Raw genomic sequence first — 14,422 nt, forward strand, 5'->3', positions numbered from 1 at the left:
TCTTAAACCACCATCACTCGCAAGTTAGATTTGAGTTTAAAGTTTAGCATATCTTGCATTCCTGCGAGGGTTGTTGTCGTGTTCATAGAACAACTCATACACTCACCTTTGTACTGGATATAGAGTTCGTGTTCTCCGTCTACCTCTTTGAGATCGATCACTTCAACATCTCCATGGTCGGCTTTGAGAGTAGGACGAATGTATTCTTCGAGAATCGATTCAATACTGCGGAGTTTTTGTACCAAACTCATCGCATTGAAGTTTCCGTCTCCTTTTGCCTCTTTGATCTTTTTACTGATTGCCTCTTTTTGAAGCTCAGCGGTGATTTCTGCAAGCATATCGACGAGATAGACATCTTTTTTCTCATGTCCGCCCGGTTTAATACACGATTTACAGAAACCGCCCGCTTTAGTGTAATCGGTAATTTGTTCAATCGATTCAAGTTTGTTGAGACGAATCACCTCTTTAAGGGTGTCGAGACTGACACGGGCACATTCGCAGACGATAAATTCGGTCTCAAACTCGGACATATCAACCCCTTTATAGATTGATGCCGCTTTTTTGATTACGTCATACGCCATAACGGAACAGTGCATTTTCTGCCCGGGAACTGCCGGAATATCTTCCTCGTCACGAAGTGCTTTTTCCACATCGATGTTAGTGATCTTAAGTGCTTCATCAACCGTTTTTTCCATACATAGTTCTGCCATCATGTCTGAACTGGCAATCGCCGTACCGCATCCGAAACTTTTAAATCGGCTTTTTACGATCACATCATTTTTAGGATCGATCATCCAGTAAAGACGTACGGCATCCCCGCAGCTCTCCGCACCGAAATCGGCAATAATCAACTTTTTATCAGCTGCATCGGCTTCTTCTTGAGTAATCTCACCCATATTGATCGGATCGTTCATCCGTCGTTGTACTTCAGTTGAATACTCTTCCCATAATGCTCCGCCGATCAGTGTGTCACGTGCCATAACTAGCTCCTGTAAATGGATTATATTTTTAACCATTGCAAGAGCTGTTCTTATTTGGATATAACAATTTTGTAGTATTATTTTTCGAGAACACTCTATGCATGCAATTATTCAAAGTTGATTAATTTATAAGCAGTTATACAGTGAATACTCACTCATTTTCAATTTATAATGACTTATCAACAAACCACATAAAGGGGTCCAAAATGGTCCAGATTACTGCTGTATTTAACAAACACTGTCTCAACGATGTTCTTCGTGAATTATTTGATAACGAAATCGAAGGTGTAACCGTTACAGATGTCATCGGAAAAGGTTCTCTCGGTATTGCCGAAAAAAACAATGCCCCCGATTTGTATCCGAAAGTTATGATTATTGTCGTAGTATCAAATGAAAAAACAAAAGAGATTACGATGGAAGCGATCCGTGCACATACTCAGGATTTAGGCCACGGTGCAGGTAAAATATGGGTCACTCCGGTACTCGAAGTAGAGCGTATCCGTACAGGGGAAAGAGACGAATCGGCACTGACGCAACCGATCCCTCGCGCTACACATAAAAGCAACACCTTCTTTACCGCTGTCGACACCCCATCGAGCTAATAGTGCTATAATATCCGCAATGACTTTCTGTTGCGGAGCATGAATGGGATATGATTTAGAAAATAAGCTTGTTATTGCCATCTCTTCCAGAGCATTGTTCTCACTTGAAGAAGAAAATAGCATTTTTGAGGAAAAAGGGCTCAAAGAGTATTATCAGCATCAACTGGAAAAAGAGCTCGACGTTCTCCAACCGGGGACGGCTTTTGGTCTTGTCAACAACTTTTTAGCCATCAATACTTTGTTTGATGATGGAAAACACATCGAAGTCATCATTATCTCACGCAACAATGCCGCCACCAGCCTACGAATAACTAAATCGATCGAAGCGTATAATCTCGATATCGTCCGCTCTGCATGGACGGGTGGGGAAAAGATATCAAAATACCTATTACCCTTCAAAGTGGATCTCTTTTTGTCGGCCTACGAAGACGATGTCCGCGATGCGATCGATGCAGGGATAGCCGCTGCGAGGATTTTACCGTTTGAGGGGAATCAAAATGAGCCGATTTCCCATCAAGTTCGGATCGCATTTGACGGAGATGCGGTTTTATTCTCAGACGAATCGGAACAAATTTACAAACTGCAAGGGCTAAACGCTTTTATCGCCCACGAAAAAGAGAACGTCGCCAAATCACTGCCCGATGGGCCGTTTGCCAAATTATTACGGATCATTTCAAAGATCCAAACCCATTTTCCCGACGATATCTCTGCACCGATCCGAACCGCATTGATTACCGCGCGCAACTCTCCTGCACACGAGCGTGTAATACGAACCCTCAATGAGTGGGGAGTTCGTATCGATGAAGCCTTTTTTCTAGGCGGTGTGGACAAATACGAGATTGTAAAAGCGTTTCAAGCCGATATTTTCTTCGATGACCAAGACGTTCATCTCGAAAAAACCTCCAAAGAGACCCCCAGCGCAAAAGTGCCGTATAGCTCTTCTTCACCGCTTGCGCAAAACAGCTAATTTTAAAGCAATTCCAACTTGTACAAGAACAATCGTTCTTTGTACGATGGGATATCCAGTTCTTGACGGTATTTCGCGATAACACGACGTACCATTTTGACCCCGAAACGCTCTTCGATCATCTCATGAAGTGTTTTATCGCTAAACGGATCGTCTTTGTTTTCACTTCCCACAAGCCGTTTCAGGAAATGTTTGATCTCTGAAGTAGAAACTTCGCCGATCGAGTTCGAAAAAAAGTCTTTAAACGCATACAATCCCCGCTCCGTTTGAATATATTTATCGGCAATCGCTCGTGAAATCGTCGATTCGTTAAATCCCAGTTCATCGGCAACGTCTTGGAGTCGGAGCGGTTTGAGTTCTCCCCCCATAAAAAAGGCGTATTGTTTTTCGAGCAATACCAACGCAACGTTATAAAGTGTCGCCTTGCGCAAATCGAGAAGTTTGACCAGCTCACGCGCTTCTTTGAACTTTTGTTTCGCAAAATTGTCGTATTTGTCGATCATGTTGACCTGTAAATCGGGATAAAACGCATGGTTGATACGAATATTGAGCTCCGATCCTGCAAATTCGACAAACAAATCGGGAGTAATCTGTGATTCTGGCTCCATGTATTCCAACGCCGGAGGATTTCTCAAATGTTGCAATACATGTTTGGCATCATGCAGTCGTGGGTGATTGATAAATTTTTCCATCTTATCGAACTGTAAAATCATCGCACCGAGCAAAATAGAGAGTTCATCATCCAAATCATGATCACTGAGCTGAAACAAAAATGACTCTTTGTAATCCGCAGCACCGACGCCGGAAGGCTCCAAATGGGCAAATCGCTGGCGTACTCGTTCCACAGTATGAGCATCGGTATCACACTGCTGAGCTACCTCTTCGACCGATCCTTCAAAATACCCTTCGTCATTAATGTAATAGATAATTTGACGAGCGATCTTTTGCGATATCGGTGTCGGAAAAAGAGGGGCTACAATCTGTTCATCGAGTTTTTCGTACAGTGATGTCGAAGAGATACTGAGCCACTCGATTTGATCGCTTGATGCATTAGAGACATAGTTCTGAAATGCGCCATACGCTGTATTCCCCCCTGCCCCGGAATTTGACTCTTCAAAGCCTGATTTCACCTCTAAACAAGGATTTTCATTTGTAATTACTTGCAGATGTTTTTCGAGATCATTCAGGGAGCATTGCAACAGCGGCAACCACGTTTGCATCGAGAGTCGCGGGAGTTGCTTTTGCTTATACGATAATGTTGTTTGCATGATACACCTCCTAAAAAATATACACTTTTATAAGATCAAATGCATATTGTGTTCTTATGAAAATTATAGGACTTTTTTAGGCAGATAGGTGGTTAAAAAATAGGCAGTTGATAAATCTGCCTCGAATGAGGCAAGCGTTTCAGAGAAACATTGGCGAAGCCAATCGGAATGTATTCCGATGGCGTTCTTCATAAATGGGCTTAGTATTTAATACGTACCAATCCGTTTGGTGCAATAACTTTCATTTGACAAGCAAGACGAGCTTTTGGGTTACTTTCATTCAGCGTTTTAAGTACCGCTTTCTCTTTTTCATTGATTTCGCTCATGTACTCCATACCTGATTCGATCATTACGACACAGGTACCACACTCACCGTCACGGCACCCGAATGGAAGTGCACTCCCTGAAGCTTCAACGATATCTTGGATCGTTTTGCCCGGTATGACGTTGATCGCCAAAAAGTCATTCATAATTTCTACACGTGTTGTCATCCCAACTCCTTTGTTGATTACGATATTTAGCCACTAGGGCACCAATTTGATACGGTATGCAAAAATCTCAGAAAGGTGTGGTTTATTCCCCCTCTTCTTGAGATTGCGCCGCTTTTTCAGCAGCTCGCGCAGCACGGTGTTCTTTGAGCCATTTCAATTCTTCCGCCACTTCATCATAACCGTCATCTTCAAGAGCGCTTTCCAGTTCCGCTTCGCGGCATCCGAATACCAACCCTTCTTCGATGAAATTGACTTCATAAACACGTATTGTCTGTAAAAAATCACCGATTTTTCGGACGTATCCTTCCGAACCTGCTTCGATCAACACATCACCGACTCGTGCATGCGGATACGTTCCATCATTTCGGATCGATTTAGTCAGTCGAACCCTCTGCCCCACTCTGTACAGAGAAAGAATCTCGTCTTTGGTGGACATCTTGTAAAGGTTGGTTTTACGTGCCTCATCATTAATCGGCATATCCTCTTCAGAAGCTGATAGTGGTTTGGCTTGTGCAGGCGTGGACTCCATGACTGACCTCCTCTACATCATTACAACTGCTCGATGTTGAGCAGGTACCGCAAGCACTCGGCTTATCGAACATAGCCCAAACATCAGCGGCAGATGGACTATAGCCGTTTTCAAAATTTTTATAGACCGTAATAAGAGCAAATCGGTAATATTCGAGCAATTTCGTCTCACCACCCATATCATGGCCATTTGCTTTCTCGACCAATTCACCAAACTTTTTCATGATATGAAACCGTTTTGCGTTCACAAGACGCTCATCGTATTCCAAATCGAAAAAGTCAAAGAAATCTTCGGTATCGGTAATTTGTTGAAATTCGCTTAATGTTCCCATCGTATGCTCCTTGTATATCTGATAATGCAATTTTGACTCTACAGCCCTATTTCACTTTTAAGTTGAGTGGCCCACTCTTTAACACGATCTTCGGTCAAATCTTCCTGATTAATGTCATCGATCCCCAATCCGCAAAACTTTCCGTCACGTTCTGCAAGAGAGAACTCGTACTCATATCCCGCTGTTGACGTAAATCCGTATGCACTTGCCCCAAGAGAGGTAAACAAATCATGCATTTTTCCCAAAGCGCTCAGGAAATGCTCACCGTGTGTTTTTTGATCACCGGCACCGAAAAACGCTACTTTTTTCCCCTCCAGATCAGGACGATCATTGTCCAATTCATACAATGGATCGACCCAGTCACGTTGAGGATCACCTTGACCCCACGTAGAAGAACCAAGAATCAATACGTCGAAATCGTCAAACTGATCGATTCCATCGAAATCTTCTTCCATATCGATCAATTCTGCACCTTTGATCTCATCCGCTAAAAGTTCTGCCGCACCCCGTGTGACACCGCTGCTGCTACCGAAAAAAATACCGACTTTTGACATGTTAAAACCCCTTGTTCTTAATTTTTATTTGGTTGATATTGCTCATAAACAGCAATAGCGTTGACTAAATGTTTATCACCGTCTTCAAACAATGCTTCTAGTGTACGGAAACCGAAACGGTGAGCATCTTTGAAATATTTATCCACAATACAGATACGATCAGCGATAACCGCGCAGCGACCGAAACCTTCATGACTCATTTCCATGATGACGTTGCACACTACACCTGTTTTGCGCTCAAATGCCAATGCAAGGGCTTTATAAATCATTTTGATATCATTGATAAGCATCTCATCAATGTCTGCGATCAAAGGGATCGTTTTTAAATCCTCTTTGGTCTTAACATACTTTTTGATTAACAACTCATCATCACTGATTCGTGACCAATTTCCAAACTGATCAAGTGCCCGGATTTGACGTATTAACTCTGTTCCAAATTCATTCATTGTTTTTTCTGCTTCCATAATAATTATTCCCCTTCTGCCCATCGATCTTGTCGCACGTCGTGTTCCGTTTTCATTTGAATGATATTTTTAACCCACGGTGGAGGATTACCGTTGATCATGGCTACCAAACTTTTCAAAAGATCTTCGATCAATGTCGGTTCATTCACCTTCATAGGATGGATTCCCGCTCGGATTACTTTTGCGGCTGCCGTTCCGCCGATACTCTCACAATACATGATATTCACACCTTTCAGCGCACGAACACGGAAATCCGTTTTGTCATCGTCTTCGAGTTCAGAGGTATCGGTTTTAATCACTTCTGAGACCTCGTAGCCATTTTGAGAGACGTTGTACACCACAAACTCTTTGGCTCCGCCGAAATGGGCATTAACCTCTTCCATATCTTTGGTTGCAAATGCAACTCGTAAAGCGCTATTCATTGTCCCATTCCCCTCTACTGTGATTTTAGTGTTCATGTTCTACCCCTTTACTCAAATTTTGCCGCAATCCGAGCAAAGCCCGGAATTCTTTCGCTAGCCGCTATGGCACTAAAGCTTGCTCCATTCGGAGCAGACTTTTTACTCTGCATGTTTAACATGACGCAAAGCATTTGCTATCTCAAATAAAAAGTAAGTGCTTCCCTCATACAACTGATCGTTTTTGAGCTGGTTCCCTAACTCTTCATAATTAGGGAATCCTCGGATCACGAGTGCCGTATGAGTATACGTATGCAAGATTCGTTCTGCATGAAAATTGCTGATCACCATATCAGCCCCCTCGAAAAACTGCCGGGCATCTTCCAAATCCCCGACAAATACTTTTTCTGCTTCGATCAAATGCAAAGAGTCGCTAAACGTCGTAGATATTGCCGCATCAATGGTTCCACCGACACTGCGGAGTAATGCACAAATTCCGACCAGCATATCCGGCTCACCCATCACGACAAAATGGGAACTCCCGATCAGAAAATGCGAATCCAACATCGCATCTTGCAGACGGGATCGCCATCGTTTCATCAGCGGTTTTGGCTCACGTTGTCGTATTTTCATAAGTGCACTTACAAAATTGTCGCATCCATCCAATCCCATCAAATGATCGAAATGGAGATGCTCTATCGCGGGGTTCTTTTTTTGCAGTGCCAATGCCGCTTTTTTCATCGAAGCTCCGAGTGAAACCACCACCGAAGAGGTCGCCAAATCACGGATTTGATCCACCGTTATTCCGCCGTTGGCGAGTTTCCCCTGCCCCGCTTCCCAATACCCGTCCAGTGAGGTAGAGAGATCGGGGAGTGCATAGGTTTCAAACCCGAAATCCTCGCAGAGAGCTTTGATCTTCTCCACCTCGATAGGCTGCATACTCAGGTGGGGTAAAAAAACGAGTTTATTGGTTTTTAGCTCGGTAGCAGCCTCGGTAAGCTGTTCGATCATCGCGGTGACTGTCAGTGACCATCCGCTCTCCATCCCCCCCTCGTAATCGGGAGTATTGACAAACACATAGGGGATTTCGATGTGCATCCCCACACCGCGAACATCATCCCCTTTGGTCTCGGTCAGACCCGTCGTGTGCAGACCGATCATGCTCGGTTTGATATTTTTCTCTTTGTTCTGGATATTCTCAATCGCCATAAGTATCGAGTAGTCTCCACCATCGAGAACAGCGGTAATATCGCTTACCGAAGTGTTGTTGATCGCGATCGGTTCATTGAAATGGCGGGTAAAAAAAACCTTGGTATACGAAGCACACCCCTGCGCACCGTGCATCAACGGCATACAATCTTTAACCCCTAAAAATGCGAGGGTTGCACCCATCGGCTGAGAGTGTTTGATCGGGTTGACTTGAAGCGGTTTGTGTTCATGACGAGAAAGGGAGAATTCCATGACAACTCCTTAGTTATCATAGATTATGCAAGAAGTGTGCGAGAAGAGGATTGAATGCAGTTTATCGATGATTTTTTTGGGTTGGTGTATAATAACCACAATTTAAAATCGGATAGGTTGCTATGACTCAACAGTACATCATCGATTATCTCAAAAGTAAAAAAGAGGAATTCCGCCAAAAGTACGGGATTACGACGCTTGGACTGTATGGAAGCTATGCCCGTAATGAGGCAAAAGAAAGTAGCGATGTGGATATATTCTATGACAGCAATGAGACTTTTTCAATGGGATTTTTAGAGTTTTCTAAATTTTTACGTCAAATTGAAGCTGATTTGCACTCAAAAGTTGATTTTGTACGATTAAATTCTATGAATCCGATTATCAAGCATTACGCGAAAAAAGATTTCATCTATGTATAACGACGAAAATTTAATCTATATTTTTACGATGCTCGGATGTACCGAAAAATGCTGGATTTATTCTACTGGCTTTGATAATCCACGAGATTTTATTTGGGCAGATGCACAAATTCATCTCAATGCCGTAATCTCCATGTTTATCGCTATCGGTGAAGAATCCAAGAAAATAGACCAAGTATTGAAAAATGATATTGCTACAAAACTCGATTGGTCGGACGTGGCGGGAATACGAGATAAAATTTCTCATGATTACCGAGGAGTTGATGAAGCTATTTTATGGAATACGATACATAAAGAGTTATATTTGCTCAAACAAGCTCTTATCGAAATGATCGAGTTGATCAACCCTTCGGCAGAACTGCTCAACGAGTTTTTAGACTCTCCCTATTATCAGCATTTGCAGTATTTACGGAAATAATAAACTTCTCTGATAACCTTGTTTTCGTTCGCCCTGAGCTTGTCGAAGGGTAATTTATTTATGGTTTGGCATAATAATAATTAATTTTATTTTATCGTGAAAAATGATTCTATTAAGGATGTTTTTCCTCTATTTCTGCTCGTAAATATGAATTTCTCTCTGTGGAAAAGGGATTGTAATGTTTGCGTTTTGGAGGGCCTTATAGATAGCCGAATTAACTTCGTACTGTATCTTATAATAATTCTGAGTCGGAACCCAGTAGCGCATCCCGATTTCAATTGCATAATCGCCGAATTTTTGTATTCCGACAATCGATTTGTTTTCAGTCGATAAACTCTCAAAGTTATCGATAACCTCTCGAATCAATGCAATCGCTTGATCCGCATTATCGCTGTAGGATATTCCGACACTCGATTCAACAATACGGTAGTTGAACGAGTTAACGATCACCTCGCCGATCATGTTTTTATTGGGAACGGTAATAATCTCTTCATCTTCCGTTCGCAGCGTCGTGTATCCTAGTTTGATCTCTTCGACGACACCGTAGACTTTATTGACCAAAATGGTATCTCCGATTTTAAACGGTCGGGTAATCACCAGTGAAATACCGGCAGCGAAGTTTGCCACCGTCCCTTGCAATGCCAAACCGGCGGTTAAAAAAATAGCACCGACAGCTGCGATAAACGGAGCTATCGAAATCCCCAGTTTTCCGATAGCAACAATGAACATCGCACCGAATATCAGTATCCGAACAACATTTGCCGCAAATTTTCCTAACGTTACATCGAAATCATGCTTATCAAAAAACGTTACCAACGTCTTATATGCGTACTTGGAGACAAACCAGCCGATAACGATAATAATGACCGCACCGATAATTTGGAAACTGTAATTGGTCAAAAAAGCGATCGTTTGATCATAAAATTCCTGCACATAATGCAATTCTTGATTCATGCTCTCTCCTTAGCAATTAAAAAGAATATTATGCCCTATTCTACATCTCCCACGGCGCGGGTTTTCCAACATTGGCAAAGACGGGATTGCGAAATGCGTATTTCAAATCTTCCGCGAGATTGAGTAATCCGCCGTAGCCGCCGTAGCTCGTTTTCTTCTCCTGATTGACATCGATAAACGAGATTTTTTTCTTGATCGCGGTGTAGAGACTTCTCCCTCCCGCGAGGAGGATATGGGCTCCCGTAGAATCGATTATTTTTCCCTGCTCAGACGCGGGCTTCGTCATCAAAACACCGTTTTCACCCAAATATTCTCGTGCTTTGTCAATGTCATCCTGTGTCGATTTAGCGACACTCGTTGCCACGACTTCAATCCCCAAATCCTGCAATCCCGAAGCAATCGACCACGCTTTGTTCCCTCCGGTATTGAGCACCGCTTTTTTACCTGCAAACATTGCACGATAAGGCTCTAATGCCAACTCTAATTCCGCCTCGGCTTCTGCGATCACCGCTTCGGCTCGTGCTATCAGCTCAGGATCGCCCAATGCGTTCACGATCTCACGAATGGCAAAAGTCGTATCCCGTTTACCGTAAAAGGAGACCGAAATCCATGGGATGCCGTACTGTTCCTGCATCTTACGAGTCAACGTAATAAGTGATTTGGCACAGACAATAACGTTAAGCTTTGCCCGATGGGCCGTACGGATATCTCCGACACGCCCGTCTCCGCTCATAGAACTCAGAACGCGGATACCGATTTTCTCAAACAGCGGAAGATACTGCCACATATCCCCCGTGACGTTGTAATCGCCGATCAAATTGATATCGTAAGGGGTTGTGAATTCAGGCTCTTTTGTACCAATCAAATGCTCTAAAACCGCTTCCCCGGCTAAACGAGATCCGAGATTTTTACTTCCGACAAAACCTGCGGCATGGACCGGAACAACAGGAACACCGTGTTTTTCGGCTCCCAGCTTACAGGTCATATCGATATCATCCCCCATCAACGCCGTAACGCATGTCGAATAGACAAAAATCGCTTCGGGTTTATAATGTTCCATGATATAATCGATCGATTCACCCAGTCGTTTGTCTCCGCCGAAGATGACATCGTTGGTATTGATTCCGGTCGTGAACCCCATCTGCGTATGGTCCATTCCATTGTACGACGTTTTTGTCTCACGGGTCTCCCATGAAGAACCCAGACAGGTTTGAGGGCCATGAACGAGGTGTACGGCATCTGCGTAGGGAAACAGCGAAATTTGAGCACCGTCAAAAGCGCATCCCCCTGCGGCTAACCCCGGCTTGGGCTTGTCACACCCTTCTCCGGGTTTTTTATCTTTACTGTGAGAGCAGGCACTCTCGTTCATAAGTTCTTTGATTTTAGCACGGCTGACCATAGGTGACTCCTAAGGATGATGTTCTAGAACAAATGCAAGAACCATACGAGCTAAGTGATTATTTTTTAATCACTATATTGCATTAAAGAGTGATATTTAATTGATACAATTATTTCAGATAAAAAAATCCTAATTAGGAGAGAAGATGAAATTTGGAGATTTAAAAAAAGAGGGACACTGGCCGACACTGTTTGCCGCCTTTTTGTATTTCGACTTTAGTTTTATGATGTGGACAATGTTGGGACCTCTCGCTACCGAGATTAATGAGTCTCTTACCTCACGCGGTTTTACGATGAATGATGATCAGACAGCAACACTCCTCGCTGTTCCTGTACTTGCGGGGGCGATTTTACGCCTTGTACTAGGGATTTTCGTCGATAAATTCGGGCCGAAAAAGACGGCATTGGTTTCTCAGGTGATTGTTATCGCGACACTGTTTTACGGATACATAGCGGCTGAAACCATCACGTATGATCAGCTCTTGTTTGTGGCTCTCGGTCTGGGATTTGCGGGTGCATCGTTCGCCGTCGCACTGCCTCAAGCGGGTCAATGGTATCCGCCGCGTCTGCAAGGGACGGTATTGGGGATCGCGGGTGCCGGAAATATCGGTGTCGTCATCGACTTTTTGTTTGCCCCTAAAATCGCCGAGATTTGGGGTTGGCCGTCGGTCTTTCTCGTCGGTGGAGTATTGTCGTTTATCGTTTTGATTGCGTATATGTTTATGGCCAAAGATGCCCCATCATCGGTTTATAAAGCCAATCCGAAAAAACTCGGTGACTATATGAAACTGATGCGTGACCGTGATACGTGGTGGTTTAACCTCTTTTATGCCGTCAGTTTCGGCGGATTTATCGGGTTTGCCAACTACATGAAAGTCTATTTGATGAATACCTATCAAGCCGATATGTCAGCTTTTGGTCTGGATGTCATGGATGAGGGAAATGTCAAAGTTATCGCCGGATATTTCGGAGCGTTGTGTATCTTCGCCGGTGCATTGCTTCGTCCGGTGGGGGGAGCCGTCGCCGATAAAATGGGTGGGATTAAATCGCTTTATGTCTTTTATGGCAGTATAATCATTCTTGCATTGATCAGCGCATTTGTCGCATTACCGTTTTGGGCAGCGATTGTCGTGATGTTTTTGATCATGGCGAATCTGGGAATGGCGAACGGTTCGGTGTTTCAGCTCGTACCGCAGCGTTTCGGTAAAGACATCGGTGTGATGACCGGACTTATCGGTATGGCCGGAGGTCTGGGCGGAACGGCTCTGATCAAAACATTCGGATGGTCACAGGGAGCATTCGATGGCTACACTGCCGGGTTTGTCATCTTTGCCGTCATGACGATGATTGCTATCAGCGGGATCAGTCTGGTCAAAACACGCTGGCGTACGACATGGGGCGCGGAATCAGGAGCAAGAATTTAACCCCTATTCACCCTGAGCCTGTAAGGGTTTTCTTGCTCGCTCCCACTCAGAAGAGTGGGAGCGAGAATATTCCGTGTCACAGCACGGAATGACGAAATAGTAAATTCACCGTAAGGGTTTGCCCATGCTCACACTCCAATCGTCCGAATTCATCCTCTCCAAAGACGCTACCACTGGCGATGATGCCTGTGCCTATACTATCATCGATAACGCTCTGCTGGTAAGTGTTTTGTGTGATGGAGTCGGAAGTGCGGCACGCGGAGGGACTGCGGCACGCCAATGTGTAAAGTTTTTTATCGATCAATTCAAAAATCGCCCCAAAGCATGGGATATTCCCAAAACAATGGAGGTCTTTACCCGCCATATCAATTCTTTGTTATTTAAAGAGTCGATGACGCAATACGGAAAAATCGAACTCCTCACAACACTCTGCCTTGCCGTAATCGAGGGAGAGAACCTCTACACTCTCAATCTCGGTGATTCACGTATCTATCTACTCAAAAAAGATGGCACCTTTGTACAACTCAGTATCGATCACACGATGGATGATGAGTATATGTCCCATGTCTTGACCTCTGCGTGCGGTTTGAGTGAAAACATCGATCTAACTATCCTCTCGACACCTATTGGTGTCGGTGACACTCTCATACTGTGCAGTGACGGTGTTTACAACCTCTTAGAGGAAAAAATCTTTGCCGATATGCTCCAAAAAGGGTTAGGTGCCTCGACCATCATCCAGAGTGCTACCCAAAATTGCGATCCTAAAGATCGAGATGATATGAGCCTCCAGATTTTTCGTATCGAAAAGCTCGATCCACTTTATGCAATGAAACATGCTCCGCTCATCATCCCTGAAACACTGAGTGAGGGGCAAATTATCGACGGCTATACCCTGCTCTCCCCTATGATGGAACACAAACGTATTTGGAAAGTACTCAAAGACTCTGAACTGTATGTTATGAAATTTCCGCTCAAAGCGGATGATGACGAAGCACTCGATGCCTTTGTTCGTGAAGCATGGTACGCAAAACAGATAACCCACAAAGCCTTCGGTCATGCGTGGGTTCCGCAGGAGCGGAGCATGCGCTATTATCTGATGGAGCTGGTGGAAGGGGTAAATCTCCAAAAATATCTCAAAAACCGCCCTCTCTCCATAGACAATGCCATCAGTTTAGGAAAATTTCTCCACCGTGCCGAGGCCCATCTACTCCATTTGGGGCTCGTTCACGGCGATATAAAACCCGAGAATATCCTCGTCTACCAACGAGACGGTGAAGCGGGAGTGGAGTTTAAAATGGTTGATTTCGGCTCCATCGTCGAGATATTTTCCACCAATTCACGAGCAGGTACCCCTACCTATCTCGCCCCCGAACGTTTTAGCGAAAGTGCTATCAACGAATCAACTGAAATCTTCTCCATCGGAGTAACACTCTATTGGGCACTAACGGGTAAATTTCCCTACGGAGAGATTGAACCGTTTCAAACGCCAACGTTTAAATCACCAAAACGTCCCTCAGTAATCAATAAAAATATTCCTCTCTGGCTCGATTCCGTCATTATGCGTTCCATCGCGATCTCTCCCGATCAGCGCTATGCCACATTACTCTGAATTTTTTTATGAACTTAAAGCCCCTGAAAAAGTAAAGCCGTTTTTTTGCAAAACAACACCTCTGATCGAACGCTCGCCCGCCACCTTTTACAAAATCGGGTTTTTTATCCTCTTAGCCCTTGAAATATGGACTTTTGGACTGTATGTATCCAAGT

Annotated in this window: 17 protein-coding genes; 6 read left to right on the forward strand and 11 right to left on the reverse strand. The window is 44.0% G+C overall.

Going from position 1 to position 14,422, the window contains the following annotated elements:
• Positions 1–2: 2 nt before the first annotated feature.
• Positions 3–980 carry an iron-sulfur cluster assembly scaffold protein gene (locus B649_RS07040; protein WP_015653825.1) on the reverse strand — a complete coding sequence of 326 codons (978 nt, stop codon included), beginning with the start codon at positions 978–980 and terminating at the stop codon, positions 3–5.
• 206 nt (positions 981–1,186) lie between these two features.
• On the opposite strand from B649_RS07040, the gene B649_RS07045 reads away from it, so the two are divergent.
• Both B649_RS07045 and B649_RS07050 read left to right on the forward strand, forming a co-directional pair.
• A complete protein-coding gene (locus B649_RS07045; protein WP_015653826.1) occupies positions 1,187–1,582 on the forward strand; it encodes a P-II family nitrogen regulator in 396 nt (131 codons plus the stop codon).
• 43 nt (positions 1,583–1,625) lie between these two features.
• The gene (locus B649_RS07050; RefSeq protein ID WP_015653827.1) at positions 1,626–2,549 is read left to right on the forward strand and encodes a 5'-nucleotidase; all 924 of its coding nucleotides are present in this window, start codon (positions 1,626–1,628) and stop codon (positions 2,547–2,549) included.
• 2 nt (positions 2,550–2,551) lie between these two features.
• On the opposite strand, the gene rpoN is transcribed toward B649_RS07050, so the two are convergent.
• The 8 genes from rpoN to nifN form a co-directional block, all read right to left on the reverse strand.
• Positions 2,552–3,817, reverse strand: a complete 1,266-nt coding sequence (gene rpoN, locus B649_RS07055; protein ID WP_015653828.1) for an RNA polymerase factor sigma-54 — start codon at positions 3,815–3,817, stop codon at positions 2,552–2,554.
• A 200-nt stretch (positions 3,818–4,017) separates the two neighbouring features.
• Positions 4,018–4,308, reverse strand: coding sequence for a 2Fe-2S iron-sulfur cluster binding domain-containing protein (locus tag B649_RS07060; protein ID WP_015653829.1), 291 nt, complete (start codon positions 4,306–4,308; stop codon positions 4,018–4,020).
• A gap of 82 nt (positions 4,309–4,390) precedes the next feature.
• Positions 4,391–4,837, reverse strand: coding sequence for a nitrogen fixation protein NifZ (locus tag B649_RS12555; RefSeq protein WP_291750831.1), 447 nt, complete (start codon positions 4,835–4,837; stop codon positions 4,391–4,393).
• Positions 4,794–5,168 (reverse strand): nitrogenase-stabilizing/protective protein NifW, encoded by a 375-nt coding sequence (locus tag B649_RS07070; RefSeq protein WP_015653831.1) that lies wholly within the window; start codon positions 5,166–5,168, stop codon positions 4,794–4,796. Before B649_RS07070 ends, B649_RS12555 begins: the two co-directional genes overlap by 44 nt.
• Positions 5,169–5,206: 38 nt before the next feature.
• On the reverse strand, positions 5,207–5,722 hold the full coding sequence (locus B649_RS07075; RefSeq protein WP_015653832.1) for a flavodoxin: 516 nt from the start codon (positions 5,720–5,722) through the stop codon (positions 5,207–5,209).
• A 17-nt stretch (positions 5,723–5,739) separates the two neighbouring features.
• Entirely contained in the window at positions 5,740–6,186 is a 447-nt protein-coding gene (locus B649_RS07080; RefSeq protein ID WP_015653833.1) for a NifX-associated nitrogen fixation protein, read from the reverse strand.
• Between the two features lie 5 nt (positions 6,187–6,191).
• The gene (nifX, locus tag B649_RS07085; RefSeq protein ID WP_015653834.1) at positions 6,192–6,644 is read right to left on the reverse strand and encodes a nitrogen fixation protein NifX; all 453 of its coding nucleotides are present in this window, start codon (positions 6,642–6,644) and stop codon (positions 6,192–6,194) included.
• 102 nt (positions 6,645–6,746) lie between these two features.
• The gene (nifN, locus tag B649_RS07090) at positions 6,747–8,045 is read right to left on the reverse strand and encodes a nitrogenase iron-molybdenum cofactor biosynthesis protein NifN (protein WP_015653835.1); all 1,299 of its coding nucleotides are present in this window, start codon (positions 8,043–8,045) and stop codon (positions 6,747–6,749) included.
• 122 nt (positions 8,046–8,167) lie between these two features.
• Here nifN and B649_RS07095 point away from each other — a divergent pair, with 122 nt between their 5' ends.
• Positions 8,168–8,464, forward strand: coding sequence for a nucleotidyltransferase domain-containing protein (locus B649_RS07095; protein WP_015653836.1), 297 nt, complete (start codon positions 8,168–8,170; stop codon positions 8,462–8,464).
• Entirely contained in the window at positions 8,457–8,882 is a 426-nt protein-coding gene (locus B649_RS12235; protein ID WP_015653837.1) for a HepT-like ribonuclease domain-containing protein, read from the forward strand. The genes B649_RS07095 and B649_RS12235 overlap by 8 nt, the downstream gene beginning before the upstream one ends.
• A gap of 129 nt (positions 8,883–9,011) precedes the next feature.
• Here B649_RS12235 and B649_RS07105 read toward each other — a convergent pair whose 3' ends face one another.
• Together B649_RS07105 and nifE are read right to left on the reverse strand one after the other, a co-directional pair.
• Entirely contained in the window at positions 9,012–9,836 is an 825-nt protein-coding gene (locus tag B649_RS07105) for a mechanosensitive ion channel family protein (RefSeq protein ID WP_015653838.1), read from the reverse strand.
• Between the two features lie 40 nt (positions 9,837–9,876).
• Entirely contained in the window at positions 9,877–11,235 is a 1,359-nt protein-coding gene (gene nifE / locus B649_RS07110) for a nitrogenase iron-molybdenum cofactor biosynthesis protein NifE (protein WP_015653839.1), read from the reverse strand.
• 145 nt (positions 11,236–11,380) lie between these two features.
• Between nifE and B649_RS07115 the strand changes: the two genes are divergently transcribed.
• Positions 11,381–12,658: a nitrate/nitrite transporter gene (locus B649_RS07115; RefSeq protein WP_015653840.1), complete on the forward strand. Its 1,278-nt coding sequence runs from the start codon at positions 11,381–11,383 to the stop codon at positions 12,656–12,658.
• Positions 12,659–12,782: 124 nt separating this feature from the next.
• The gene (locus B649_RS07120; RefSeq protein ID WP_051013654.1) at positions 12,783–14,267 is read left to right on the forward strand and encodes a bifunctional protein-serine/threonine kinase/phosphatase; all 1,485 of its coding nucleotides are present in this window, start codon (positions 12,783–12,785) and stop codon (positions 14,265–14,267) included.
• The last annotated feature ends 155 nt before the right edge of the window (positions 14,268–14,422 follow it).

This window comes from Candidatus Sulfuricurvum sp. RIFRC-1 (assembly GCF_000310245.1).
GTDB lineage: Bacteria > Campylobacterota > Campylobacteria > Campylobacterales > Sulfurimonadaceae > Sulfuricurvum.